At 36.0% G+C, this 26537-nt stretch carries 16 protein-coding genes; 7 read left to right on the forward strand and 9 right to left on the reverse strand.

What is annotated here, in order from left to right; all coding sequences use genetic code 11:
• Positions 1 to 85: 85 nt before the first annotated feature.
• The 3 genes from IR022_RS13190 to IR022_RS13200 all read left to right on the forward strand — a co-directional run bounded on the left by IR022_RS13190 (position 86) and on the right by IR022_RS13200 (position 3870).
• Positions 86 to 1831 (forward strand): sodium:solute symporter, encoded by a 1746-nt coding sequence (locus tag IR022_RS13190; protein WP_194204062.1) that lies wholly within the window; start codon positions 86 to 88, stop codon positions 1829 to 1831.
• A 179-nt stretch (positions 1832 to 2010) separates the two neighbouring features.
• Positions 2011 to 3165, forward strand: coding sequence for an aldose epimerase family protein (locus IR022_RS13195; protein ID WP_194204063.1), 1155 nt, complete (start codon positions 2011 to 2013; stop codon positions 3163 to 3165).
• Positions 3166 to 3285: 120 nt separating this feature from the next.
• Positions 3286 to 3870 (forward strand): sugar O-acetyltransferase, encoded by a 585-nt coding sequence (locus tag IR022_RS13200; RefSeq protein WP_194204064.1) that lies wholly within the window; start codon positions 3286 to 3288, stop codon positions 3868 to 3870.
• 167 nt (positions 3871 to 4037) lie between these two features.
• Here IR022_RS13200 and IR022_RS13205 read toward each other — a convergent pair whose 3' ends face one another.
• Both IR022_RS13205 and IR022_RS13210 read right to left on the reverse strand, forming a co-directional pair.
• Positions 4038 to 4973 (reverse strand): helix-turn-helix transcriptional regulator, encoded by a 936-nt coding sequence (locus tag IR022_RS13205; RefSeq protein ID WP_194204065.1) that lies wholly within the window; start codon positions 4971 to 4973, stop codon positions 4038 to 4040.
• A 106-nt stretch (positions 4974 to 5079) separates the two neighbouring features.
• Positions 5080 to 5499 carry a hypothetical protein gene (locus IR022_RS13210; protein ID WP_194204066.1) on the reverse strand — a complete coding sequence of 140 codons (420 nt, stop codon included), beginning with the start codon at positions 5497 to 5499 and terminating at the stop codon, positions 5080 to 5082.
• A 147-nt stretch (positions 5500 to 5646) separates the two neighbouring features.
• On the opposite strand from IR022_RS13210, the gene IR022_RS13215 reads away from it, so the two are divergent.
• Positions 5647 to 6102: a GNAT family N-acetyltransferase gene (locus IR022_RS13215; RefSeq protein WP_194204067.1), complete on the forward strand. Its 456-nt coding sequence runs from the start codon at positions 5647 to 5649 to the stop codon at positions 6100 to 6102.
• A gap of 46 nt (positions 6103 to 6148) precedes the next feature.
• Here the strand turns inward: IR022_RS13215 and IR022_RS13220 are convergent, their stop codons facing one another.
• From IR022_RS13220 to IR022_RS13240, 5 genes are all read right to left on the reverse strand, one after another.
• The gene (locus tag IR022_RS13220) at positions 6149 to 7081 is read right to left on the reverse strand and encodes a DUF1848 domain-containing protein (protein ID WP_194204068.1); all 933 of its coding nucleotides are present in this window, start codon (positions 7079 to 7081) and stop codon (positions 6149 to 6151) included.
• Positions 7082 to 7120: 39 nt separating this feature from the next.
• Positions 7121 to 7981 (reverse strand): deoxyribonuclease IV, encoded by an 861-nt coding sequence (locus tag IR022_RS13225; RefSeq protein WP_194204069.1) that lies wholly within the window; start codon positions 7979 to 7981, stop codon positions 7121 to 7123.
• A 256-nt stretch (positions 7982 to 8237) separates the two neighbouring features.
• Positions 8238 to 8783 carry a lipocalin family protein gene (locus IR022_RS13230; protein WP_194204070.1) on the reverse strand — a complete coding sequence of 182 codons (546 nt, stop codon included), beginning with the start codon at positions 8781 to 8783 and terminating at the stop codon, positions 8238 to 8240.
• A gap of 217 nt (positions 8784 to 9000) precedes the next feature.
• Complete coding sequence (locus IR022_RS13235; protein WP_242053252.1) at positions 9001 to 12222, reverse strand: S41 family peptidase; 3222 nt, start codon at positions 12220 to 12222, stop codon at positions 9001 to 9003.
• 191 nt (positions 12223 to 12413) lie between these two features.
• Positions 12414 to 12863 carry a GNAT family N-acetyltransferase gene (locus tag IR022_RS13240; protein ID WP_194204072.1) on the reverse strand — a complete coding sequence of 150 codons (450 nt, stop codon included), beginning with the start codon at positions 12861 to 12863 and terminating at the stop codon, positions 12414 to 12416.
• Between the two features lie 178 nt (positions 12864 to 13041).
• On the opposite strand from IR022_RS13240, the gene IR022_RS13245 reads away from it, so the two are divergent.
• A complete protein-coding gene (locus IR022_RS13245) occupies positions 13042 to 13851 on the forward strand; it encodes an MBL fold metallo-hydrolase (protein ID WP_194204073.1) in 810 nt (269 codons plus the stop codon).
• An 88-nt stretch (positions 13852 to 13939) separates the two neighbouring features.
• Here IR022_RS13245 and IR022_RS13250 read toward each other — a convergent pair whose 3' ends face one another.
• Both IR022_RS13250 and IR022_RS13255 read right to left on the reverse strand, forming a co-directional pair.
• Positions 13940 to 16645, reverse strand: coding sequence for an endo-1,4-beta-xylanase (locus IR022_RS13250; RefSeq protein WP_194204074.1), 2706 nt, complete (start codon positions 16643 to 16645; stop codon positions 13940 to 13942).
• Positions 16646 to 16913: 268 nt separating this feature from the next.
• Complete coding sequence (locus tag IR022_RS13255) at positions 16914 to 21017, reverse strand: hybrid sensor histidine kinase/response regulator transcription factor (RefSeq protein WP_194204075.1); 4104 nt, start codon at positions 21015 to 21017, stop codon at positions 16914 to 16916.
• Positions 21018 to 21477: 460 nt separating this feature from the next.
• Between IR022_RS13255 and IR022_RS13260 the strand changes: the two genes are divergently transcribed.
• Positions 21478 to 24534, forward strand: a complete 3057-nt coding sequence (locus tag IR022_RS13260; protein ID WP_194204076.1) for a SusC/RagA family TonB-linked outer membrane protein — start codon at positions 21478 to 21480, stop codon at positions 24532 to 24534.
• Positions 24535 to 24545: 11 nt separating this feature from the next.
• A complete protein-coding gene (locus IR022_RS13265) occupies positions 24546 to 26501 on the forward strand; it encodes a RagB/SusD family nutrient uptake outer membrane protein (protein WP_194204077.1) in 1956 nt (651 codons plus the stop codon).
• Positions 26502 to 26537 lie beyond the last annotated feature (36 nt).

Raw genomic sequence — 26537 nt, forward strand, 5'->3', positions numbered from 1 at the left:
CCTTAGTAGGCGTAACAACAAAAGGTAGTTATAGCTATAAAATGAAGCAAAAAACATTTTACATCACTTAAATGATCTTATACGTATGAATTGGAATTCACATGAATTTATCTGGCTCGACTGGGTGATTATCGCTATTGGGATATTGGCGGTAACATGGGCAGTTTGGCGTTCGGTACAAAAAGACAAGCGCCTGCAACAAGGTGCCAATAGCGAGGACTACCTATTTGGTAAGGGAGAGCCATGGTACATCATTGGGGCAGCTATCTTTGCTGCAAACATCGGTTCGGAACACCTTGTAGGGCTTGCCGGAACGGGTGCTAAAGCGGGTGTAGGCATGGCACACTGGGAAATGCAAGGTTGGATGATACTCCTCCTCGGGTGGCTCTTTGTACCCTTCTATCAATTGATGAACAATAAGATGGGTAAAATCATCACAATGCCCGACTTTCTCAAATATCGTTATACACCAGCTACAGGCTCATGGCTGTCTATCATCACTCTTATAGCATACGTGTTGACCAAAGTGAGCGTAACAGCATTTACTGGAGGTATCTTTATGGAAAGTCTTCTTGGCTTACCTTTCTGGTATGGAGCAATCGGCTTGATAGTATTAACTGGTGTATTTACTGTTTTCGGAGGGATGAAAGGTGTAATGACACTATCTGCAATTCAAACCCCGATACTTATCATTGGTTCGTTTCTCGTACTTTTCCTGGGATTATCAGCTCTAGGGTACGGCAGTATCGCTGATGGTTGGACTGCAATGATTGATTATTCTAAAACACTGAATGTAGGAGCAGACGGAGCTGCACATGGTACAAATCATATGTTCCATTTCAATACGGGTGACCCATTGTACGACGATTATCCCGGTTTTTGGGTATTCATCGGAGCATCAATTATCGGTTTTTGGTATTGGTGTACCGATCAACATATCGTTCAACGTGTACTCGGACAACGCAAGGGAGAGGCTAACGATGTAGTAATGAAACGTGCACGCAGAGGTACTATTGCTGCCGGCTATTTTAAACTATTACCAGTATTTATGTTCTTGATACCGGGTATGGTAGCTGCTGCATTGGCTGCACGTCCCGACAGTGGGTTTACATTGGACGACCCTGATACCGCCTTCGGTTCAATGGTTAAGTTTGTATTACCTGCCGGTGTGAAGGGTATTGTTACCATAGGTTTTATATCTGCATTGGTTGCTTCTTTGGCAGCATTCTTCAACTCTTGTGCTACGCTGTTTACTGAAGACTTTTATAAACCTAAGTTCAAAGAGAAAAGCGAAGCTACCTATGTTTTAGTAGGTCGTATTGCAACAGTTGTTGTAGTGATACTTGGTATTGTATGGATACCTATTATGATGAGCCTTGGTAGTCTTTATGATTATCTGCAAGGCATACAATCGTTGCTTGCTCCTGCAATGGTAGCAGTATTTGCACTAGGTATATTTTCTAAAAGAATTACACCGAAAGCGGGAGAAGCAGGTATGATAGTAGGTTTTATTATCGGTATGACACGCTTATTGACCAACATATTTACAAACACAGGTAAAGACGTAATGACAGGCTGGTACTGGGAGTGTACAACTTGGTTTTGGCAAACCAATTGGCTTATTTTTGAAGTTTGGCTGCTTGTTTTCATCATGTTGCTGATGGTTGTAGTGTCGTTCTTTACTCCGAAACCAACTGCTCAACAAATAGAGGCTATCACCTTCACCGACGATTACAAAAAAGTTATCGGAAAGAGTTGGGACAAGTGGGATGTTGTTGCATCGCTCGGAGTTGTTGCTCTTTGTGGATTATTCTATTGGTACTTCTGGTAAACAGATATATTCTTTACTAAAATAAAAGACAATTTATATTTATCTAGTTATTTTGTATTTCTTGATTATTCTCACTGTTATTTATAAGTAATTATACAACAGTGAGAATTTTCTATCTTTAAGATTTCAGACCTTTTTATTACTATGATATTAGATAAACAACCCTAATTTATACATATATGAAAAAGATATTTTATCTAGGAATAGCACTTTGTTTATTCTCATGTGGAAATAAACAAGCTAAACCTGAACAAACTGCAGGATCACAAATTACATTGATGGCAGATTCGGCATTTACAAAAATAGTAGATGGCAAAGACATTAAACTTTATACTCTAGATTCGGGAAATGGCATAACCATGCAAGTTTCTAATTTTGGAGGACGGGTTATTTCTCTTTGGACTCCCGATAAAGGTGGCAAATATGAGGACATTGTTTTCGGACATGACAACATCGATAAATACTTGAATTATGAAGGAGAGCGTTGTCTAGGTCCAGTTGTGGGGCGATATGCAAATCGTATTGCAAAAGGACAATTTACGATTGATGGTGTAAAATATCAATTGCCCGTTAATAATAATGGACAAACGCTTCATGGTGGCCCCGATGGTTTTGATATGAAGATATGGAATGTGGATAGCGTAAGCAAAAATCGAATACAATTGTCTTATATTTCTCCCGATGGAGAAGAAGGATTCCCCGGAACTGTAAACGTAAAAATGATATACACACTTACTCCTGAAAATGAATTTAAGATTACATATAGTGGCACAACTGATAAGCCAACACATGTAAATCTATCGCATCATTCATTCTTCAACCTTAAAGGAGCAGGCAATGGAACTATTACCGATCATCTGTTAACGATCAATGCTAGTGGCATAACTCCCGTAGATAGTGTTTTAATTCCAACGGGAAAAATTACTTCGGTTGAAGGAACACCATTTGATTTCAGAACTCCAACAACTATTGGAGCTAGAATTGATGCTGACGACCAACAACTAAAAAACGGCTTAGGATATGATCATAATTGGGTTGTAGATCGTAAAACTGAGAAAGATGTAGAGTTTATCGCAAGCTTATACGATCCTACAAGTGGTAGAGTAATGGAAGTATGGTCAGACCAACCCGGAATACAATTTTACAGTGGAAATTTTCTGGATGGGAAAGTTATCGGTAAATACGGCAAAGCTCATAATTACAGAGAAGCTGTAGCTTTAGAGACACAAAAATATCCGGATACTCCTAATCAACCACAGTTTCCGTCAACAAGACTAAATCCGGGAGAAGAATATGTACAAACCTGTATTTATAAATTTTCAACAAAAAAATAAAAAGGTCTAAGACTTTTCTTTTCGCTTTGGCGTAGAGGCAAACCAATATGTTCGTTCACGGAGAACAAATACATAATTCTGCTCTTACCAACGAAAACGCGATACAACTAAAATATAAGAATGAGAACCGAAAAAGAAAAAATGTTTGCAGGAGAGCCTTATTGGGCACATAGCGAAGAAATGACAGCTATCCGCTCCGAAGTAAAAAAGCTTCTTCACAAACTGAATATTACAGAATATCATACAGATAAGTTTCATGATGTGATGCGAGAATTATTTCCAAATTCTGCTAATAACTTTTATACTGAGCCACCTTTCTATTGTGATTATGGTGATCATATTTATGCAGGAGATAAAGTCTTCATCAATTTTGGAGCAGTTATTTTGGATGGAGCAAAGGTTACTATTGGTGATGGAACTCTAATTGCTCCCGGAGTACACATTTATACAGCTCAGCATCCTCTCGATGCTAACGAGCGTGATGTATGGGAAGATTGCAAACCGGTAACAATAGGTAAACGTTGTTGGATTGGTGGACATTCTACCATTTGCCCCGGTGTAACTATTGGCGATAGATGCGTTATTGGAGCAGGGTCGGTAGTCACAAAAGACATCCCATCCGACTCTCTTGCCGTGGGTAATCCTGCAAGAGTTATCCGAAAACTGAATAAAGATGAAGATTTATCTAAAATACAAATACCTTAATTCCGATATGTATAACTAATATATATTGAAATATTTTATAAAGAAGGTAGTTGCAGTCCAACAACTACCTTCTTTATTTAAGACATATCCTTAAATTCCGTCGAGATTGATTGCCAATCTATATGAATGAGTTATACCGTAAATAAAGGGAGAGGTATAAGGCATAGCTACATTTTAGCATTATTAATTATAGTTTTGATAATCGTCTTAAAATCTTGCGGATACAAAATCTTAGCGACATCTAAAAAAGAAAGATACCATCGGGCAAATCGTTCTAAAGAGAAAACCATGAAATGTAATTCAATTTTCTCTCCTTCTTCTTTCTCTTTTATCAACCCCTGATAGTATTTACTCTCATCAATCAGTGAATATTCTGTTTTATTTACTTCAAGAATCACTTCGTGTAAATCTTGCTTATCGCCTAGTGATTTTAATAACGATTTAAATGATGGATGCTCACGTTCAAAGTTGTTGTCTGTCTCAATAATATTCTTAATTCGGTTGACACGAAAAGTTTGGTAATCTTTTTTAATATGACAAAAAGCGATTAAGTACCAATTAGACATCGAGAAAAATATACCTATCGGGTCTATCTTTCGATCTGACAACTCTTGCTTATTATAAGAGAAATAAGAAATCACAATTTGCTTTCTATTTGCAATTTGTCTCATTACCGCTTGCAGAATATTCTGAGAATCAGTCGGATTCTGAAATTGAAAATCCAATGAATCAATAGTAGGACTAAAGTTATCAATGGTCTCTCTTTCAGCCAAACGCATCACAGCTTTAATCTTCTCAATACCTGATCGGTAATTCTCTTTAAAGCCAAAATCAGAGAACCTATCAACTAATCTTTCTGCTGCCAAAAATGAAAAAGCCTCTTCTTCGGTAAACATGAGTGGTGGTAGTTTGAAACCTTCGACCAACGAAAAACCTACACGAGAATCTCCTGTAATAGGAATACCTGCATCTTCTAAAGCTTTTATATCCCTATAAACCGTTCGAACGCTAATATTAAAGCGATCGCTGATATGCTTCGTTTTTACGGATGAAGAAGATTGAAGCATTATTAAGATGGCAGATAACCGATCTATACGATTCATAGGCATGGTAATTTATTACTATGGTGAAATTACTACTAAAAATAAAAAGATCAGCAGAATAATAAAAAATTCTACCAATCCTTTTTTTTCATATACACTGCTATTATTAAGCAGAATAATCGTCATCGGTCATCATTATAAGCCATCGGATACCAAATTTATCAACCACTTCACCAATAGCTTCTGAGAAGAATGTCTTTTCGAGAGGAGTTGTAATTTCTCCATCTTTAGAAAGTAAATCAAATGCGTTGTTTAATTCTTCCATATTGGTAAAAACCAACACTTGTTTGGCATTATTTCCGCCATTTATTATTTCTCCTCTATCAGCATCCTGCCCTCCTATTTCAAAGTATTTAGTTTTTAGAACCATATGAGAAATTTCCTCACCCTCTTCTTTGCTAACTTCAATACTTTTATCCTCTCTTTTTCTGAATAGAAAAGCAATTTCACCATTCAAAGCTTCTTTATACAAGTTAAAGGCTTCTTCGCATGTTCCAGGAAAAACCAATTGTAATTTCAATTTCATAATTGTCTGTTTTTTGTTTTAACGATTCTCTTATCAACAACAAAAATAGATAGGGGTTGCGACAACCCTATGTCGCAATTTTTGAAATAATTATCAGAAACTTCCTATATTTAGTCCTCTTTATAATTATAAAATATTGAATTGAATATGATAGAATATCGCAAGGCTACAATAGATGACATTTCTTTACTGGCAAAAACAAGAGTAGACTTTCTTAATGAAGTTAATAACATTAGTACAGATACAGAAGAATTATTTATAAATAATAAAGCATACTTCGAAAATGCTCTTAATAACAATAGTTTTGTGGCATGGATAGCTTTAGACAATAATGAGATTGTTGCAACAAGCGGATTAACTCTTTATCTATTGCCTCCCAACAGAGATTCTCGCAATGGAAAAGTAGCCTATATTAGCAACATGTACACTGTACCAAACTTTAGAGGGAAAGGAATAGCTTCCCATCTTTTTTCATTGATAATGGATGAAGCTAAAAATCTAGGTTATAAAAAAATCTTACTAAATGCTACAGATGCAGGTAGATCAGTCTATGTAAAATATGGTTTTATAGATGCTAAGAGTGAAATGCTATATCATTTTTAAACTTAACTTAGAGTATAATCACTTATATACAACAAGCTTTATTCTGTCAGAACAATGTCTTTTGATTTGTTCTCAAGGCTTTCATTTCTTTAAGAGTAATAATATCTGTCTCATTAGGATGACCTAAAAGTTTGGGGGATTTTTTATCATGTAACTTTATATTCCGATATACTCTATCACCGTTAGTGGTTGCATAACAATATATACAACCATGAGAGCAGGTATCATAAGTGCCAATATCTACACTTTCTATACAATTACACATAGCCCGCTGATTCTTATCCTTTTTAGCAATCAGTGGACACTCTATAATTTGCTCTATCAAATCTTTATCAATACAGGCACCATGAGATATATTGAATTCATTCAAATCAATATCTTCCGCACATGTTTTGAGTTTCAGATTAAATTCAGATACTATTTTCGAGAAAGATTCCATTATCAATTTAATCTCATAATCTGACATTGGGTTTATATGGAACCTATCAAAAACGTTTTTTATATGAGCATAATGATCGATAAAACTAATTATACATTTCTCCGTATAATCTTTCAGCTGTGAAGTTATTCGAAAAAATGCTTCCTGATGAAACTCTATAGAATACGTCTCATTAATAAAAATAGGGTCATATCTCCAAACAATTTTGTCGCCTCCTATTCTATCTGACAGTCGCTTAAATATCTCTATTCTTTTTTCAACCGACGGTAATCTTATTTCGATATCTCTTTCGTAGGGAGTTAATGTAAACTGAAAATAATACTTATAATTATCCAACTCACTCAGCCTATTGATCATAGGAAGTGGATTCTTCGACCAAAACACAAAACAATCCACAACTTGTGGATTCAACAATACTTTACTAAATCGATAAGGATTTCTTGGATTTTGTACAAGAGCATATCCCTCTTTCAATCGGTTAAAAAACCAATCGGAATATAAAGCTGGAATATCTGTACGTCTACTCGCACTTATTATCATACCCTTATCGACTTTTCGAGGTTTCTTCAATTTTATCTATCAGATAGCTTTTACTGTAGTACGGTCCGTTTCTTGATATAGTTCTTTGAGTATTTTAATCTCTTTGGCATGACCATCTAACTCATTAGGAGTTTCCAGATAGAAAGGTAAATGAGTCAACTTTGGATGATTAATTACGTGCTTCATCGTCTCCAAACCAATTGTACCTTCGCCAATGGTTGCATGCCTATCTTTACCACTTCCTTTAGGATTCATACTATCATTTAAATGTATAGCGTATAATCTTTCTAAGCCAATTACAGCATCAAAGTGAGAAATAACTCCCTCCAGATCATTTACAATATCATACCCTGCATCGTATAAATGACAAGTATCGAGGCAAACACCCATTTTATCTTGTAGAGTTACGCCATCCAATATTTGCTTTAATTCCTCAAATGTTCTGCCCACTTCGCTCCCCTTACCTGCCATTGTTTCGAGTAATACAATTGTAGTTTGCTCGGGAGTTATAAGCATATTAAGCGCTTCTATAATCTGTCCGATAGCCACATCAACACTCTGAGAGGTATGACTGCCCGGATGAAAGTTATATAATTTACATGGTAGTTGTTCCATTCTTCGCAAATCATCAGCCATCATTTCTCTACCAAACTTTCTAGTTTTGGGTTCAGCTGAGCATAGGTTTAGGGTGTATGGAGCATGTGCTAATATAGGAGCAAAGTTATTTTCGGCCATTAATCGAGCCAAAGCCTCGGCATCTTTCGGGTCTATCTCTTTAGCACTACCTCCACGAGGATTACGTGTGAAAAATTGAAAAGTATTTGCACCAATACTTAAAGCGTCTTTACCCATGGCTTCATAGCCTTTCGATATAGACAAATGACATCCTATATTCAACATTTTTTATTTTACTTATTAGTTATATTACTCAAAAACAATATTCCACATACAATAAAATAGTGTCAGACATTGCAATATCTAACACTATAGCGACGAAATATAATTAATATACTTCTACTTTTTCAGTATTTAGAATATCTCGTTATGCAATCTTTAGCATATAAAGATAGTCCATATATTATTTACTCATGCAGTCTATCAACAACAATTATAAATAGATAAAAGTTAACACATATAACACTCAATATAAATAAACTTATTTACGGTGTTCTACCCATACGAGCTTAGATACATCATATCCCAGACTTTCTGCCTTTTTAAGATAAGCTTGCTTTACCTTTTCGGGCATCGTTTTTTTTCGTGAGAGCAACCATAAGTATTTAAGACTCTTACCTGCAATCAAGGCATATTTATAATCAGAATCTATGGCGATTACATTATAACCTGCATAAAATGGACAAAAAAAAGATACTTTAAGTTTTGCCTCATCCGATGAGCCTACAAATTTAGCTTTGCCAATAGCCTCCTTTTCCTCGTTCTTTATGTAATTATACCCTCTATTAACAACTTTAATACTACCATCTTCATTTAATGAATATTCGGCTGATGTATTATTCATATTCTTTTCGTAATGAAAATCCAGACGTGCAATCTCATACCATTTCCCTAAATATTTTTCCTTATCGAATGGTTTTACAGCAACAGCCCCCTTAGGTATTGTTTTACAAGACTTAAGTGCAAAAGCAAGAGTTGCACCTACAACTAATGCCGAGCAACCAATCAATAAATTTCTATTTTTCATAATCTGGTAGTTTTAATGAATATATATGTAGATATTAGCTTTCTAAGGAAAGCTTCAATTCTAATTAAAACACTGAAAAACATTGTTTTGTTCGGCACTACCAATTTCCATAAACCTTGCAATCCAACTAGCCCCAACCCTATAAAGAAGATTGGCTACTATAAAAATAGGCTTACATTTTCATGTAAGCCTATTCTATATTTATTTTTTACTCTCTTTATTTATTCCATACTCTTGGAGATGGAACCGGTTTAAGAGGTTCTCTGGTTTTAAGATCTTTCATTACTTCTTCAATAGCTTTATTCAGCTGTTGATCTTCGCCATTCCATTCTTTAACGGGATCATTATCTATCAGAATATCTGGGTCAACCCCATGATTTTCGATAATCCATTGTCCTGTTTTAGCATCATAACTGGTAAAGAAAGGTACTCGTATATCTGTTCCATCAATAAATGGTAAAGAACCCGATATACCAACAATACCACCCCAAGTACGTGTACCGATAAGTTTACCTAAGCCTAAGGCTCTGAATCCCCAAGGGAAAAGATCTCCATCGGAAGCCGAATATTTATTAATCAAGCAAACTTTAGGTCCTACTTGAACTGCATCTGGAACAGTACCAATACGGGTTGAACCACGACGCATTGTTAAACGGTAAGGCTCGCGAGCAAGACGTTCCAAAATCATTGGTGATACATTACCTCCACCATTTGCTCTATCATCTATAATCAATCCCTCTTTATCTAATTGAGGGTAGAAATAGCGTGCAAATTCATTAAGCCCTTCAGGTCCCATATCAGGAATATAGATATAACCTATTTTACCATTCGAAGCTTTCTCTACTTTCTTTAGGTTATTTTGTACCCACTCGTAGTGATATAATGAATATTCCTCAGCAAGAGGACTTATTACTATTTTACGTGCTCCTGCCAATTCAGCTTTATTATTCAATGAAATTTCAGTAGGAACACCTGCTTTACCAACTAATAGAGAATACATATCATTCACACTATTGGTCGGAATTCCGTCAATTGCAACAATAAAGTCTCCAGTTTTTGCTTCTATTCCCGCATCAGTGAAAGGAGAGCGTAAATCTTTACTCCACGAAGCTCCTTGCAATATTTTCTCGATTCGGAAAAATCCACTCTTATCTCTAGAGATTTCAGCACCTAACAATCCCGTATTGATACGCTCTGGACGATCTACTTCTCCCGGATTTACGTATGCATGACCACAATTCAGCTCGCCAATCATTTCGCCAATAACATAATTAAGGTCTAAACGATTTTTTACGTATGGTAAAAGAACCGCATATTTTTCTTTGATTGCTTTCCAATCTACTCCATGCATATTTTCCACATAAAATCCATCGCGATAAACACGCCATGCCTCATTAAATATCTGAGCCCATTCCTGAGGATAATCGGTAGTAATCTTCATGTTAGAAAGATTAACCGGATCTTTTAAATCTACTTTTCCAGCTGGAATATTAGTTACAAATACTTGCTTGTTCTTCAAGAACAAAGCTTTCTTATCGTAGTTCTCAATGTATATAGTAGCACCTTCTGCTATTGTTTCTTCTTTTTGAGTTCTTAGGTCAAAAACAAAAGACGATCCACCTTTATTATAATATACCTTTGCTCCATCCGAATAAAAGCCCCAATAATTAGAAGGATCAAGAGGAAGTTTTACAATTCGATCTGCTATTCCGTCAAAATCTACTTTTACAACTGTTGCAGAATCTTTCTTCTCAGCCGCTGCTTTCTTTGGATCACTCGACTTAGGAGTACTGCTACTTTCAACTTTTACTTCTGCGTCTTTTTCAAGAAATGGTGAAGGTGTTGATTTTGATAAAAGAGCTACATAAATACCATTTGTATTAGGGTATATATGATTCCACTCTTTAGACCCATAGATTGGATTAAAATCGCGAGCAGAAGCAAATATTAAATATTTACCGTCTTTACTGAAAGCTGGACTATACGATTCGTACCATTTATCAGTAATAGCTGTTTCCTTTTTAGCTGCAATATTAAACACATATACCACATTGAATTCGTTAGACTCCATACGGCTATAAGTAAGCCATTTACTATCAGGAGAAAAAGTTACACCACTTGGCTCACTTACAGGATCGGTCAGCAATATAGTTTTTTGTTTCGTTGAAACATCTACTAAATTAATTCGGTTCTTTCGGTCTGTATATACGATCGATTTAGAATCGGGACTCCAATTGAAATCACGAATATAAGTATCATTATTTTTTGTCAGTTGAATAGCCGCCTCAGATCCTATTGCATCTTGTATGTATAATTCGGTTTCACCCGTTTTATCTGAAATATAAGCAATCGTTTTTCCATCGGGCGACCATTGTGCATCACGATCGTGCGCACCTGGCGAACGTGTTATATTTTTTGTTACACCTTTATCAGCAGGAAGATTAAATATTTCTCCACGTGCAGTAACCACTAAGCGCTCTCCATCAGGAGAAAGGCTTGCTGCATTCAAATATTTTTCGCCATTCTTAATTTCACTACGAGCATAAATATTATCAGAAGATAACGAGATATTTACTTTAACAGGTTGCTTATTTATAGCATCTAGTTTATAAATATATCCTCCATTTTCAAACACTATTGTATTACCATGATGACTTGGAAATTTCACGTCATACTCAGTAAAGTTTGTTACTTTAGAAGTTTGTTTCGTCTTTGTATTATATACGAAGATATTCATTGTACGATCGCGATCGGAGATAAAATAAATATCATCACCAATCCACATAGGCATAATATCCTGCGCATCATTATTTGTTATATTTTCAACCGATTTATTGGCAGAATCATATATCCAGATATCATCAGCCATACCTCCTTTATAGTATTTCCATGTACGGAATTCTCGCATTACACGGTTATATGCTAACTTTTTACCATCAGGCGAATAACTACAAAAGCCACCTTCGGGTAATGGAATAGTTTCTGACAATCCTCCCTCGTTACTAACCTGCTTAAGAAGTCCTATAAAACCATCGCTAATGCGATTACGGTACACTATATTTTTCCCATCAGGTGTCCATGTCATTACAATGTTGTTGGGTCCCATACGGTCGCCAATATCATCTCTCCTATTTGTTGCCGTGTAGGTTAAACGAAGAGGTTCTCCTCCCGACGATGGTATACTAAATACTTCAGTATTACCGTCGTATTGCCCTGTAAAAGCAATTGTTCTACCATCGGGCGAAAACTTTGGAAACATTTCGTACCCCACATGAGAAGTAAGTCGTTTAGCTTCGCCGCCATTAATTGGTGTTTTGTATAAATCACCTGCATAAGAAAACACAATTTCCTGTCCATTTGTAGATGGGAAACGTAACAAACGTGCTTCTTGTGCAAAAATCTGCGGAACAGAACATGCCACAGATAATAAAAGTAACATTATCCTTTTTCTAATAATCATAATAATGTAATAGTTAATTTTTCATATAAAAGCAAAGGTAGAAGTTTGCATGGAAAGAGAAACTCTTTATTCTGTTTTTTACAATTATCTATTCAAATTTCTCTATAAAGAATAATTTGCATCGCATTTATCACTCCAGAAAGATCAATAGACAATCAAAATATCAATTATTAAATGAGATTTATATCCGAGTCGAGCCTATATAAATCAAAGCCTTTAGCCCAATAATCTTTTACAACTTCTCGAAGTTCTAAGCCAAATTTTTCATAGAACGGATATACTAATTGTGATGTTCTTACCGAGACAATCTTCACTCCTTCAATTTCCTTTATTCTCTGAATTCTAAATTTAGTCAATGCACTTCCATAACCTTTACCTTGTCTTTGAGGATCAAAAATATCCCACGATATTTTGCCTATCTCTCCATCTTCCGATAGATTAAAACCGCCACATCCTACTATCACATTATCGTCTTCAATAACATAATAGTTGTCGGCATGATTATTTAAATAATCAATTAAGTCCTCTTCTTCCTCAGGCGAAAAATACTCGGGAGTATTTAACTTTAACAACTCCATTATCCGTTTCCTATCACTATCGGTGTGTTTCCTTATTATCATCTTCTTTTAATTTTAAGCTGAACTTTCAAAAGTACAATTTTTAATTTTGTATTCGAAATACTTATATAAATAACTATAAAGGAGTGTATCTTTAAGTGGAAAGCTCAGCTTTTTAATCATAGTTTCTTCAATTTTATATTATTATATTTGCTATTATTTAGCAGCTAAAAGCCTATTCATGAAATTAACAGTATTAGTAGATAATAACACTCTGATTGATCAGTACTATTGTGGCGAACCTGCTGTTTGCTATTATATTGAAGATAATGGGGTCAAGTTATTATTGGATGTTGGATATTCGGATGTATTCATAAAAAATGCAGAAGCTTTGCTTATTGACCTAAATGCTGTATCTACGATTGCTATTTCTCATGGGCACGATGATCATACCAGAGGATTAAAGTATTTATGCGAAAAAGTAGATCTTTCTAATACGAGAATTGTTGCTCACCCTGATGCTTTTAAAGAAAAAACATTCGAAAACGAATCTATAGGATCGCCTTTCACTGCTAAGCAATTAGAGAAACTTTGTAAGCTGACTTTATCAAAGACGCCTATTAAAATTAGCGATAATATTACTTTTCTGGGAGAAATCCCTACTTTAAATGATTTCGAAAAAAGACAACCAATAGGAATATTAAAAGACTGCGGTTCTGAATCTGATGATTTATTGTTGGACGATACTGCACTTGTCTATAAATGCGATGACGGAATATTTATTATTACAGGCTGTTCACACAGTGGCATTTGCAATATTATTGAATATGCTAAACAAGTAACAGAAGAAGAGCGTATTATTGGTGTTATTGGAGGATTCCATTTATTTGATATCTCTCCTCAGCTTCTAAGTACTATCAAATATTTCGAAGAGAATAAGATTGAAGAATTATATCCCTGTCATTGTGTTTCCTTTAAAGCCAAGGCTGAAATAAATAAGCATATCTCCATTCACGAAGTAGGTGTAGGATTAAGAATCGAAATAGAGTAAGACTATCTTACCTGAGTAGCATTATAAAATAGGGAGTATTCAAATAGAATACCCCCTACTACCAAAAACATAAACCTCGAATTAACAATTAGAATTCCACTATATTCCAAAAACTCTGCTTCATATTTAGCTCATTATTAAAAATGAAGGGATAGTCATGTCTATTCGGTACAGGAAAATTGTGTAACCATGTATAGTTATCAGCCAGTCCCCAGAAAGTAACTCCTGTAATTTTCCCTCTATTAGCTCGGAAAACCTCGAATATCATTTTATAAATATCGGCTTGCTGTTTAGCCAACTCAGGTGTCCATGCACGAGTTTCTTTTACCTGTATTTTGGCTCCTTCACCATGATATGTGGTATAAACAGTAAGGTCTAATTCGGTAATCTGAATTTCAAGACCTAAAGACGAAAACATATCTATTGATTTCTGAATATCCTCGCATGTAATATCCTGCATACTCCAATGCCCTTGCATGCCTACTCCCTGAATAGGTACACCTGCTTCCTTCAAACGTTTGAGCAATTTATAGGCTTTTTCTCGTTTCTGTGGTTGCACAAGATTATAATCGTTATAAAATAATTTTATATTGGGATTAATACGATGTGCTGTTCTAAAAGCTCGTTCTATAAAACCTTCGCCGCAAGCTTTATACCAAGGGCTATCTGTTCTGTAAAATTCATCGGGTTTATCAGATAATGCCTCGTTCACTACATCCCAGCAATATACATCGTTTTCGAAATGAGTCATAACATCTGTCATATACTTCTCCATACGATTATATAATTCGGTCGAATCTAACGGATTGCCTTTATCATCTAAGAAGAACCATTCGGGAGTTTGATTGTGCCAAACCAATGTATGTCCACGCAGTTTCATATTATTCTCACGAGCAAAATGAGCTATACGATCTGCATTCTTGTAATTATATCCCCCACCCTTTACTAAGAGGTTTGATGGTTTCATATCATTTTCTGCTGTTATGCTATTGAAGTGTTTTTTTATCATAGCTGCTTCCTGACCTCTAAAGTGATTCATTGATACGGCTACTCCTATTAGAAAATCGTCCTTATATACATCTTTCAATGCAGGAATTATATTTGCCGAAGAAGCATATATTCCTATCATGGCACCCGTAAAGCCTCCTGCTGATTGTGTACTTAAATTTTTAGCATCCACATTTTCGGCAACTATTTGCCATGTCTTTCCTGCATCAAAAGAAGCAGAAAAGCTATATTTATCATTAACTCCTGCAACCTTTAATCGGACTGAGCTTTGTAAATATTCGTCTGGGATGGAAACCTGAGCAATACGCTTTCTTTCTTTTTCTGAACGATCCAAGACTAATATCTCTCTGTTATTATCTATCGTTTTTCCAAAAACAAAGTTGAATGCTTCGTTTTGATAACAGACCAATCCTGCCAGCTCGTGAGAACTTTTAGGTGTAAATTGTACTTCTGTTTCTGCTTCAAAAATAAGATGTTGCTGACGTCTACCTATAAAAGCAGGGTTATCTACATCATATATACTTCTAGGAATAGCATCTAATACAAGGTTGCCATCTTTTAAATGCCACCACTCACCACGAGGTGTACGTATAGTTAACCATTCTTGTGCTAAAGTATTCAGTTGAAAATCATCTCTCCAAGTAAAATTACCTGAGAAAAAGTTTGTATCACTTGGGCTAAGTCCTTTTTTCTTCACAACTGTCGGAACAGGGATTTCTTTATCTAGTATAACAGGAAAGCCATCTTTCCATTTTACTGGCAATAAGAATGTTTCACGCCCCGTATTATAATAGTTTCCCTCATAAGGACGACATCCTAAGAATATAGCATACCATTCTCCATCGGGAGTTTCTATTAAATCAGCATGACCAACACTCGTTACTATATCCGGACGGGGTTCAGCCATACCCCGTTGGGTAAGAATAGGATTATTTTCATAAGGGACATACGTACCTTTTACATTATCTGCACGAAGTATTACTTCGGAGTGATTTACACTTGTGCCTCCTTCGGCAGCCATCAGATAATATTTACCTTTTACTTTATAAATATGAGGACCTTCTATCCAAACAGGTTTTGTGCTTCGATCTACACCTCCATCCAATAATAGTTTACGTTCTCCAAAAGTTTTGTCTGTTTCGGTATCGTAGTCATGTATCCAAATCGCCCTGTGCCCATTCCATTCAGGAGTTCCTGCAGGTGCATCATTATGTATAATATATGCTTTGCCGTCATCGTCAAAAAATAAAGATGGATCTATGCCTCCCACATTAGGAAGCAATATAGGCTCAGACCAATTATTTAGCTGCGGGTCTTTCGTTTTCACTATAAAGTTGCCAATACCATCTACATTTGTTGTTATCATGTAGAAAGTATCGTTATACTTATTATATTGTATATCGGGTGCATATATTCCTCCTGACAATCTGATACCATCTAGATTTAATTGTGAGGGGCGATTCAAGACAAAACCAATTTGTGTCCAGTTCACTAAATCTGTACTGTGTAATATAGCTACGCCGGGGTAATATGAGAATGTAGAATGTACCATATAGTAATCATTCCCTTTTCGACAGATACTCGGGTCAGGATAAAAACCGGTGACTATCGGATTAAAGTACTCACTCTTGGGGTCTATTTTTCGATTAAAACGGCTGTCATTTCCCCGATATTCAAAATAATCAAACTTAGCCTGATTAGTTTGTGCCAAGACTTTCGTATTTGCTAAAGGATTAAATTGAAAACCTATAGCAGTGACCAGTATTAGTTTTAAAATTTTCTGCATAACATTATAATAGTATGATGATATGCAAAAGTAGAACGAGTACAATAAGCACAAAAGAATATTTGTTACACATCCTTTTGAGCACGAAACCTCGGCTCTCTTTTTTGTAACATTTATTTTCCTCTTTGTTACAAATAAGGTCTCATACCTATTTGCTGCCAGAGTTTCTTAAATATTAAAGATAGTTGTACCTCTAAAATGTACTAATAAATAACAACATCCGTTTACGAGTTATAGTATTTAATATTCACAAATTAGGTTCAATATATCACTCAGATTCCTCAGAAGGATTCGAGTTAATATATTCAGAAGGCGATACACCATAAAACTCTTTGAATGAATTAGAGAAATGCGATAAATTGGAAAATCCCGTAGCATAAGCAACTTCCGAAACTGATAGCTTTTTACTTCTCAATAATGTAGCTGCTTGTTTTAACCTTATCCCCCGAATAAAATCGCGAGCTGATTGGTTGGTCAATTCTTTTAATTTTCGGTGCATGTGCACACGGCTCATTCCAACACTGCTTGCAAGCATCTCCACATTCAAATCGGGATTAGAAAGATCTGCATTGATTACCTTCATTATTTTTTCTATCAAGATTTCGTCCGAAGACTTCATCTCTATCTTATCAATCTTATCATCCTGCTGCTGGCTTCCACTGAATTTGCTCTTCAATCGTTCGCGATTAGCTATCAAGTTACTTATAGTTTGTTTTAAGACATCCGTATTAAAGGGTTTTACAAGATACGCATCTGCACCTATTTCGAGCCCTTCGAGCCTGTCTTCGGTTTTCGACTTTGCTGTCAGCAAGATAATCGGTATATGATTTATATTAATATTCTGCTTTATCTTCCGACTTAAGGTTATGCCATCCATTTCGGGCATCATTACATCACTTATCACTAAATCTGGCTTTTCTTTCAGAATATATTCAAGGGCTTCTTTTCCATTCGGGCACTCTTTAATACGGTATTCTAAAGATAATTCATCTCTCATGTATTGTCTTATTTCATCTTCATCTTCTACAATTAGAATACGATATTTTGTCCTCGACTTGGTACGTTTATTTGTTTCTTCCTCAAATTCTTCCTCAAATTTATTATTTGTTTCTGCTCTGTTTATAGTACGGTTTTCAATCAACAATTCACTTTCTTCGAAAATTTGAAGTTCTTCCTGATTAAAATGAGTGTTTCCTAAAGGTATCCGAATTATAAAATGACTTCCTTGTCTGTCACTTCTATTTTCGGCATAAATAACCCCATGATGTAATTCTACCAACAAGCGTGAAAGATGCAGACCGATACCCGTTCCAAAATTAGAATTAGTCTGATCATTATTAATCTGATAGAAGCGTTCGAATATCTTTTCTATTTTATCTTTATCAACTCCAATACCCGTATCAGATACACTGATCTCAAAGTATTCTTTCAACGGTCCTCTGGTCGAAGAGTCTTTTCCCGCTGTTAGTTTTACAGTAATTTTTCCCTGCTCAGGTGTAAATTTAAAAGCATTCGAAAAAATATTCAACAGAACTTTATCAAAATTATTTAGGTCAATCCATACTTTCAGCAACTTGTCTTCATGCTCGAAAGTAAAATCTATTTTATTCTTTTTTGCCTGATATTCAAACGTAAGCATCAGATCTTCGATAAAGCCTACTATATCTGTTTCACGACATTTGAGCCTCATTTGTCCTTTATCCAATTTACGAATATCCATCAACTGATTGATTAGTCGAAGTATACGCTGCGAATTTCGATAAATCATCATATAGACTTTTTGCTTATCAATATCCTTATTCTCCGAAATTAATTTCTCCAGTGGGTTAATTATTAACGTCATAGGAGTTCTTATTTCATGCGAAATATTAATAAAGAACTGCAACTTGGCTTCGCTAATCTTTTCGGCATGATCCTTTTCCATTATTTCCTGCTTATGCCTAATCTTAGAAAAAAGATAGCCAACTATTCCATATATAACGAAGATGAATAATAGTCCATAGCCAGCATATGCCCACACCGTTTTGTACCAAGGAGGAGTAATCACAATACGAATAGTTTTAACAGGCGAATAGTTATCATTATCGTAAGCCCTTACTTTGAAAGTATAAGTACCCGAAGTCAGATTATTATATGTTACCCTACTAATTCCGGGAGAAGTACTCATCCACTCTGAATTTAAGCCTTCAATCATATATTGATACGATATACGCTCGGGATTAATAAAATCGAGAGTAGAAAACTCAAAACTAAAAGTGTTATCTGAATACGATAAAATAAACGAATCGGCATCTAAAACCGAAGTTGAAACTATTTCGCGACCTCCCGATTTATCCCCTTTTTTTATGGGTTGATTAAACAGATAGAAATTTGTTAACAGGAGATTTAACTCTCTTTTTTCTTCTACTATTTCTTTAGGCTCGAAGCTTGTCACTCCATTTATTCCTCCAAAAAATAGTGTCCCCTTGCTATCTTTAAATACTGCTCCTCTCGTAAATTCATTTCCTTGTAACCCGTCACTCGCATAATAATTAATGAAACGGTTATCCTTACTATTAAATTTACTTATTCCATTGTAAGTGCTGATCCATATATTGTTTTGATCATCTTCTAAAATACCACATATCACATCGTTCGACAATCCGTCTTTCGTTGTGTACAATTTCATTTGCTGAGTTTGCTTATCGAAGCAATATAATCCAGACGAAGTCCCTATCCAAATTTTTCCAGCTTTGTCTTCCAACAACGAAAAAACAACAGTACCGGGTAATAAATTATTCTTACCAAAGTAAGAGAGGAATGTCTTTTTAGAAGGATCGAAACAACTTACACCTTTATAATGACCTATCCAAATTAAGCCTTCTTTATCACAAATCAGATAATTAACCCAATCGTTTGATAATTCATTAATGGCAAGGCTATCATTTTCCTGTTTAGATGATTCATAATGAATTGCCTCTTTCCCTTCTTTATCTAACATGAAAAAGCCTGAACCGTATGTACCAATAAGTAAATTTTTATTTTTATCTTCCCTTATACAATATACCTTTTCTTTGCTAAAACGTTTAACATAGTCACAATGTCCCGTCTTCGAATTAAACTTAGCCAACCCATTAGTATATGAGCCCAACCACATATCGCCTGAAGAATCTTCGAAAATGGAATGTATAATATTAGGAACAGAGGTTGGAGAGGCTGTCTGATAAAAATGAGAAACCCTCACTCCCTTATTATTTATCCCGTAAATACCATCATTATCAGTACCTATCCATGTAATACCTTCTTTATCTTTATAAATTGCAGTAACACAACTTGATCCTATCGGATTATTTTTGAATGATTTGTATCCATAATAATTAAACTTATTCTCTAAAACCGGAATAAAAATAATGCCTTTCTGAAAAATCCCCAACCATAAATTCTGATCCTTATCTTGAAGAATAGAATGTATCTTCCCCTTTGAAAAGTCAAAAGGAGGAGAGTTTACTTCATAATCTTCTATTATATTTTTTTCCTTATTATACATCATCAACCCTTGTCCGTCAGTACCAATATATAGTTGATCTTGTTTGTTTATCATTAATGAGTTGACCAGTAATTGCGTATTACCTTTATATAAAATAGGCTCGAAAGTTTGCATTTTCGGATTGTATTTGTTCAAACCCTGAGTAAGTGTACCTACATAAATATTTCCTTCTATATCTTCTTTAATAGCCGATATGTTGTTACTGCTAATATCGTGCGGAGCTTTAAACACAGTAGTCTTTTTTGTGCGCGGATCATAACAATTAAGTCCATCATTTTCAGAACCTATCCAGATATTAAACTCTGAGTCTTGAAAAATAGAATTGAGAAAACTGCTACTAAGAGATTTATTTAATATGGGGTCAGACAAAAAATTATCAGTCCCTTTTTTCAGGATAAAAATACTTTGTCCTGATGTTGTCAGCCAAATATCACCATTATGAGTTTCGATAATAGAAATTATATGAGGACGAACGATCTTTCCATCACGATACATCTTTATGTCTTGAAACGAGTCGGTAGACCAATCATACTTCATTAACCCAACGATGGTTCCGACATAAAAATTGCCCGAACTATCTTCAAATAAAGTACGCACATAGTTATGCTTAAGCGAAGTAGAGTCTCCATCAATATGCTTATAGATAGTAAAGTTAATCCCATCAAATTTATTTAGACCATATTCGGTCGCAATCCATATAAAGCCTTTTTTATCTTGATATATCTGATTGATAAGGCTATTAGATAACCCATTATCAGTAGAATAGTATTCTCGGTTTTGGGCTAATAATTCATTGCAAAATATAATGCTTAATGCTAGTAATATTAGAACAATTGTTTTTTTCATTTGTTAACACATTGGTTCATTTAAAACTTCCACAAGAAGCTCTATCTAACTTTATTATACAATAAAAGCTTATAGGATTGTGGATATTAGATCTATTAAGGGTACATAAATAGTATTTCTCCAAATATAAAGAATATTCTAAATACTAAGTCGAGAAATAATGCCTAAAATCTCGATAAATAAGGGTTATCGTACTATGAACAATAAGATGTAACATACACAAAACAAAATGTAACGAGTACATAAAATATGTTACAGCATCAAAATAATAAGATACATTTTACAAGGGGCAATAGTTTATTTATTCATAATTTCGAAACGTCACAAAAAATGTTAAATAATTTAAATCTAAATCTTCAAAATGAGTACAAATGCCGCAAGCATATTTTAGAATTTCTATTCATTAAATACCAAAGAAAAAAAGAGTAACCTCTGAATTACTAATTTTATTACCAACATCATGAAAGACATTATTATCACGAAACCCATTCGGGTTTTATTATTATTTCTCTTTATTCCACTGTGGTTGTCTGCACAAAATATATCCGTAAAAGGAGTTGTGAAAGATGCCCAAGGTGATCCTGTTATAGGAGTAAGTGTGGTAGAAAAAGGCACAGCTAATGGTATTGTCACCGATTTGGAAGGACAATACACCCTGAATGTTTCCTCTAAAGCTAAACTTGACTTTTCTTATTTAGGGTATATCACCCAAACAGTCGATGTCTCAGGAAGAACCAAAATTGATGTCATGCTACAAGAAAATACACAAGTATTAGATCAAGTAGTGGTTATCGGTTATGGTACTCAACGCAAAGAGGCTGTAACAGGTTCAGTGGCTTCCATAAAAGGAGATGCCATAAAGGAAATGGCAGCCACCGATGTTTCATCGGCTCTATACGGTCGCCTTGCCGGAGTAGACATGTCGCAAACCTCATCTAAACCAGGTTCTCCCATGCAAATTCGTATTCGTGGTACACGTTCTCTTAATGCAAGTAATGACCCACTAATTGTATTGGATGGAATTCCGTTTCCAGGATCTATAAGTGACATTAACCCCAGTGACATTAAGAGTATCGACATTCTAAAGGATGCCTCATCAACAGCCATTTACGGTTCTCGTGGAGCAAATGGAGTTTTAATGATCACTACTAACAAGGGGCTAGCAGGAGCTAAAGCATCGGTATCTTACAATGGATTTGTCGGAATGAAAACTCTTTTTGCCAAATATCCGATGATGAATGGACAAGAGTATGTAAAACTTCGTGAATTTGCCGGAAAATACCAAAATGGACCTGACGAATTGAATGATGTAAATACCGATTGGCAAGATCTATTATATCAAAACAGTATGGTAACCAATCACGATTTAAGCATCTTAGGTGGTACTGAACAAGGCAGTTATAATTTCAGCCTTGGCTATTTACGTGATGAAGCCTTGATACCTCAACAAAATTTTACCCGCTATTCAATGCGAGGTACACTTGATCAGGCAATAGGTAAGAGTTTGAAATTTGGGTTTATTACAAATAATAACTACTCTGTCTCCAATGGAGGTAATTTGGGTACATACGGTAGCTTAAGTCTTACACCAATCTCCAACCCTTATAATGCAGACGGTACGTGGAAAAGAACCGTAAAAATGGCAGCTGACGAACAGTGGGCATATTCAAGAGATGCGATAGATGCCCTAGGTGACAAATGGATAGATCAAGGTAGAGCATTTGGCTCATACAATACAGTATATGGTGAAGTAAAAATTCCGGGTGTAGAAGGATTGAAATACCGACTAAACTTAGGTCTAAACTATCGCCAGAACAATACAGGAAGTTATACGGGAGAAGGTGTATTTAGTTACGATCCAACCAATCCTTCAACAGCAACCATCTCTAATTCACATACAACTAACTGGGCAGTCGAAAATCTAGTGACTTACGACCGCATCTTTGCAGAAAAACACTCGTTAAATGTTGTAGCATTATACTCAGCTGAAGAGACTCAATATAACAAATCTCAAATGTCGGCAAAGGGTATTCCTGATGATGCCTTCCAGTTTTACAATTTGGGACAAGCTACAGGTGAAATTACAGTAAGTCCTGCCAATCAAGGATATTACCAAAGCGGTTTGATGTCATGGATGGGACGTGCGATGTACTCTTATGACGATCGTTATATGGTGAGTTTGGCATTTAGATCTGATGCTTCCTCAAGATTAGCTCCTGGTAATAAATGGCATACTTATCCTGCTGTATCTGCAGGTTGGAATATCAGAAAAGAAGCCTTTATGGAAGGTGTTACATGGATGGATAATCTAAAGTTAAGAGTTGGATACGGACAAACTTCGAATGAATCTATCGATTCTTACAAAACTCTTGGACTTCTAAGTACCAGACCTTATAATTTTGGTAATGAAAATACAGTCGGATATTATGTTTCTGAACTACCAAATCAAAATTTAGGTTGGGAATATTCTGAAACATGGAACTATGGTGTCGATTTTTCATTCCTAAATGGCAGAATCTCGGGAAGTGCTGAATATTATGTACAGAACACTAAAGATATTTTGTTGAGAGTCAATCTACCTTCAACAACAGGTGTAGGCAGTTATATGGCTAATGTGGGAAAATCTCAAAATAAAGGATTTGAACTTACACTTAATGGAACCATATTAGATAATAGCAATGGTTGGACATGGGATCTTGGTATTAATCTATATACTAACCGAAACAAATTGGTTGCACTTGCTTCAGGACAAACAACAGATGAAAATAACTGGTGGTTTGTGGGACATCCCATTAACGTAATATACGATTATGAGAAAATAGGTCTTTGGCAGGAAGAAGACAAATACCGTGATATTCTCGAACCGGGAGGAAATGCAGGTATGGTTAAAGTAAAATATACCGGCGAGTTTAACGAAGACGGTTCACCCAAGAGAGCGATTAATGCCAGTGACAGACAAATCATAGATGTAAATCCTGATTTTCAGGGAGGTTTCAATACCCGCGTAGCTTATAAAGGATTCGATTTTAACGTCATAGGAGCATTCCAAAGAGGTGGAACCCTTATTAGTTCCCTCTATTCTTCAACAGGATATCTCAATATGTTGAACGGACGAAGAGGAAACGTGAAAGTAGATTATTGGACTCCCGAAAATACAGATGCTAAATATCCTAAACCTGGAGGAATAACAAGTAACGATAATCCTAAGTATGGTACTACCCTCGGCTATTTCGATGCAACGTATCTCAAAGTACGTAATATTACATTAGGATACACTTTCAATCCTCAATTATCTAAAAAATTAGGTGTCAACAAACTATATGTTTATTCTACGATACAGAATCCGTTTGTCCTATTTTCGCCCTATTATGATGAGTCGGGAATGGATCCAGAAACAAACTCTCTGGGTAACGAAAATCAAGCAGTTACCACCGGATACCAAAAACGTCTTCTGGTTATAGGAACAAACACCCCTTCGACCCGTAACTTCCTGATAGGATTAAATCTAACATTCTAAAAAAGACCGATATGAAACGAACAGATATAAAAAAATATATAGCGACACTCCTTTTAGCATCTCTCTTTATAGGGTGTTCCGATATTCTGAACGAAACTCCACGTGGTATTTATACTCCCGAATATTTTAAAACCGAAAAGGGTGTTATAGGGGGAATAACCTCGCTATATGGAAATCTACGCTACGTATATGGAAATGGCTATTGGCTGATAGCCTGTGAAGCCGGAACTGATGAATATACATACGGCAGTCTCGGAGATAATAACTCCAAGGATATGGACCTCTCAGGAGCAGGATCGTTGAATCCTTCCAGTAGCCGTTCCGATGTACTATGGGGTAGAGCATACTCCGATATCAACACAGCCAGTGGTATTATTGAAAATGGCGCCCAAATAGAAACTATTTCAAAAGCATTAATTGCGGAGGCTAGGTTTTTCAGAGCGTTTGATTATTTTACATTGGTACAAACTTTTGGAGGAGTGCCTCTTGATTTAGGAGCAGGTGAATTGAAGTTCAACACTTCCACTTCTCGAACTTCTGTCCGCAATACTGTTCCTGAAGTATATACTAAGGCAGTATTTCCAGACTTGCTTACCGCAATAACCGATTTACCTGACAACGGACGTGTTACCGGAGGTGTTACCAAAACTTTAGCTCGTTTATACTTAGCAAAAGCTTATCTGACTTATGGCTGGTGGCTCGAAAACCCCAAGAACATACCTACTTATCCGGAGACTCCAAGAACAGATCCTGATGGACACAATGCACAATGGTATTATCAGGAAGCTTATAATATAGCTACAGCAGCCATTGCCAATCCCGGTCCTTTCGGCTTGCAACAAACATATTATGATGTTAATCTGGCACAAAACGACCGTAATAAGGAAATGCTGTTATATGCAGATCATACCGAATCGAGCGAATATTACGATGGAGAGCAAAGCCACTCATATAACACCGGAGGATCTCCTGGAAACTTTGCTGTTTGGATGGCTACATGGGATTATACTGGTCTCGAAAGTGCCACTACAGCCGATTGGGCAGGAGCTAAAATAAGATCTGTTCAACGTGAAGCCGCTCAAGCCTACGGACGTCCATGGACACGTATAGCACCTACCATCGATGTAGTGACAAAGACTTTTACTGATAAGGCTATTGATTCTCGTTACGATGGTACATTTGTAACTTCTTTCCGTGCCAACTGGAACAAAGCGGGGGTGAAAAATGAGGTTCTTTACAATGCAAATGGCATGCCTGTATATCCGGGTGATGCAATCCTTACTATACTTGATGAAGAACCAACGACACCTATAGATTACTCTAATTCTGTCTACAAAAGCAATGTTGGTGCAGGCGTATTGCCCGGTAGATCCGATTTTGTGATAGCACCAAGCGGCATAAGTAGATATGCCTTTCCAAATCTTTGGAAACTGGGTACTTATCGTACAGACAATGGCACCGGACTCGGACAACCCAATGGTAGTATCACCCGTCCTTTCCCTATTGCCAAGTTCTCCGAACTTTATTTGGTAGCAGCCGAAGCTGCTGTAAAAGGAGCAACTACAACAGCGGGACAAAGTGCCCGAGAACTGGTTAATGTGCTTAGAGCCCGTGCCGGTAAGTGGAATTGGAGTAACAACGGTAATATGGCTAAAGTACAGGATAATAGTGCAGCAATGATAGCAGCAACTCCCGCCACAATAACTATTGACTATATCTTAGCTGAACGTTCACGCGAGTTCTTTGGCGAAGGCTATCGCTGGTGGGATTTAGTACGTACTCAAAAATGGAGCGATCTTGCTTCTTCTTTTGAAATTTGCGGAACTACTCCCGGAGATCATACACCTAAAAAAGGTACCAGAAATATTCAACCCTATCTCTATTTACGCCCTATTCCTACAGGTCAGATAGATGGTATGGAAATGAGTGCTGCCGATAAAGCAGCTTATCAGAATCCGGGTTATTAATAAATCATGGAGATCAGCCGGACGATTCGGTTCGTC

This window comes from Dysgonomonas sp. GY617 (assembly GCF_015233815.1).
Lineage (GTDB): Bacteria > Bacteroidota > Bacteroidia > Bacteroidales > Dysgonomonadaceae > Dysgonomonas_A.

Bases quoted from the DNA above. Each gene is read 5' to 3' on its own strand.
- IR022_RS13245 (WP_194204073.1), top strand. From the start codon at position 13,042: ATGAAATTAACAGTATTAGTAGATAATAACACTCTGATTGATCAGTAC.
- IR022_RS13260 (WP_194204076.1), top strand. From the start codon at position 21,478: ATGAAAGACATTATTATCACGAAACCCATTCGGGTTTTATTATTATTT.
- IR022_RS13200 (WP_194204064.1), top strand. From the start codon at position 3,286: ATGAGAACCGAAAAAGAAAAAATGTTTGCAGGAGAGCCTTATTGGGCA.
- IR022_RS13195 (WP_194204063.1), top strand. From the start codon at position 2,011: ATGAAAAAGATATTTTATCTAGGAATAGCACTTTGTTTATTCTCATGT.
- IR022_RS13220 (WP_194204068.1), bottom strand. From the start codon at position 7,081: ATGATAATAAGTGCGAGTAGACGTACAGATATTCCAGCTTTATATTCC.
- IR022_RS13205 (WP_194204065.1), bottom strand. From the start codon at position 4,973: ATGAATCGTATAGATCGGTTATCTGCCATCTTAATAATGCTTCAATCT.
- IR022_RS13225 (WP_194204069.1), bottom strand. From the start codon at position 7,981: ATGTTGAATATAGGATGTCATTTGTCTATATCGAAAGGCTATGAAGCC.
- IR022_RS13255 (WP_194204075.1), bottom strand. From the start codon at position 21,017: ATGAAAAAAACAATTGTTCTAATATTACTAGCATTAAGCATTATATTT.
- IR022_RS13235 (WP_242053252.1), bottom strand. From the start codon at position 12,222: ATGTTACTTTTATTATCTGTGGCATGTTCTGTTCCGCAGATTTTTGCA.
- IR022_RS13250 (WP_194204074.1), bottom strand. From the start codon at position 16,645: ATGCAGAAAATTTTAAAACTAATACTGGTCACTGCTATAGGTTTTCAA.
- IR022_RS13240 (WP_194204072.1), bottom strand. From the start codon at position 12,863: ATGATAATAAGGAAACACACCGATAGTGATAGGAAACGGATAATGGAG.
- IR022_RS13265 (WP_194204077.1), top strand. From the start codon at position 24,546: ATGAAACGAACAGATATAAAAAAATATATAGCGACACTCCTTTTAGCA.
- IR022_RS13210 (WP_194204066.1), bottom strand. From the start codon at position 5,499: ATGAAATTGAAATTACAATTGGTTTTTCCTGGAACATGCGAAGAAGCC.
- IR022_RS13230 (WP_194204070.1), bottom strand. From the start codon at position 8,783: ATGAAAAATAGAAATTTATTGATTGGTTGCTCGGCATTAGTTGTAGGT.
- IR022_RS13215 (WP_194204067.1), top strand. From the start codon at position 5,647: ATGATAGAATATCGCAAGGCTACAATAGATGACATTTCTTTACTGGCA.
- IR022_RS13190 (WP_194204062.1), top strand. From the start codon at position 86: ATGAATTGGAATTCACATGAATTTATCTGGCTCGACTGGGTGATTATC.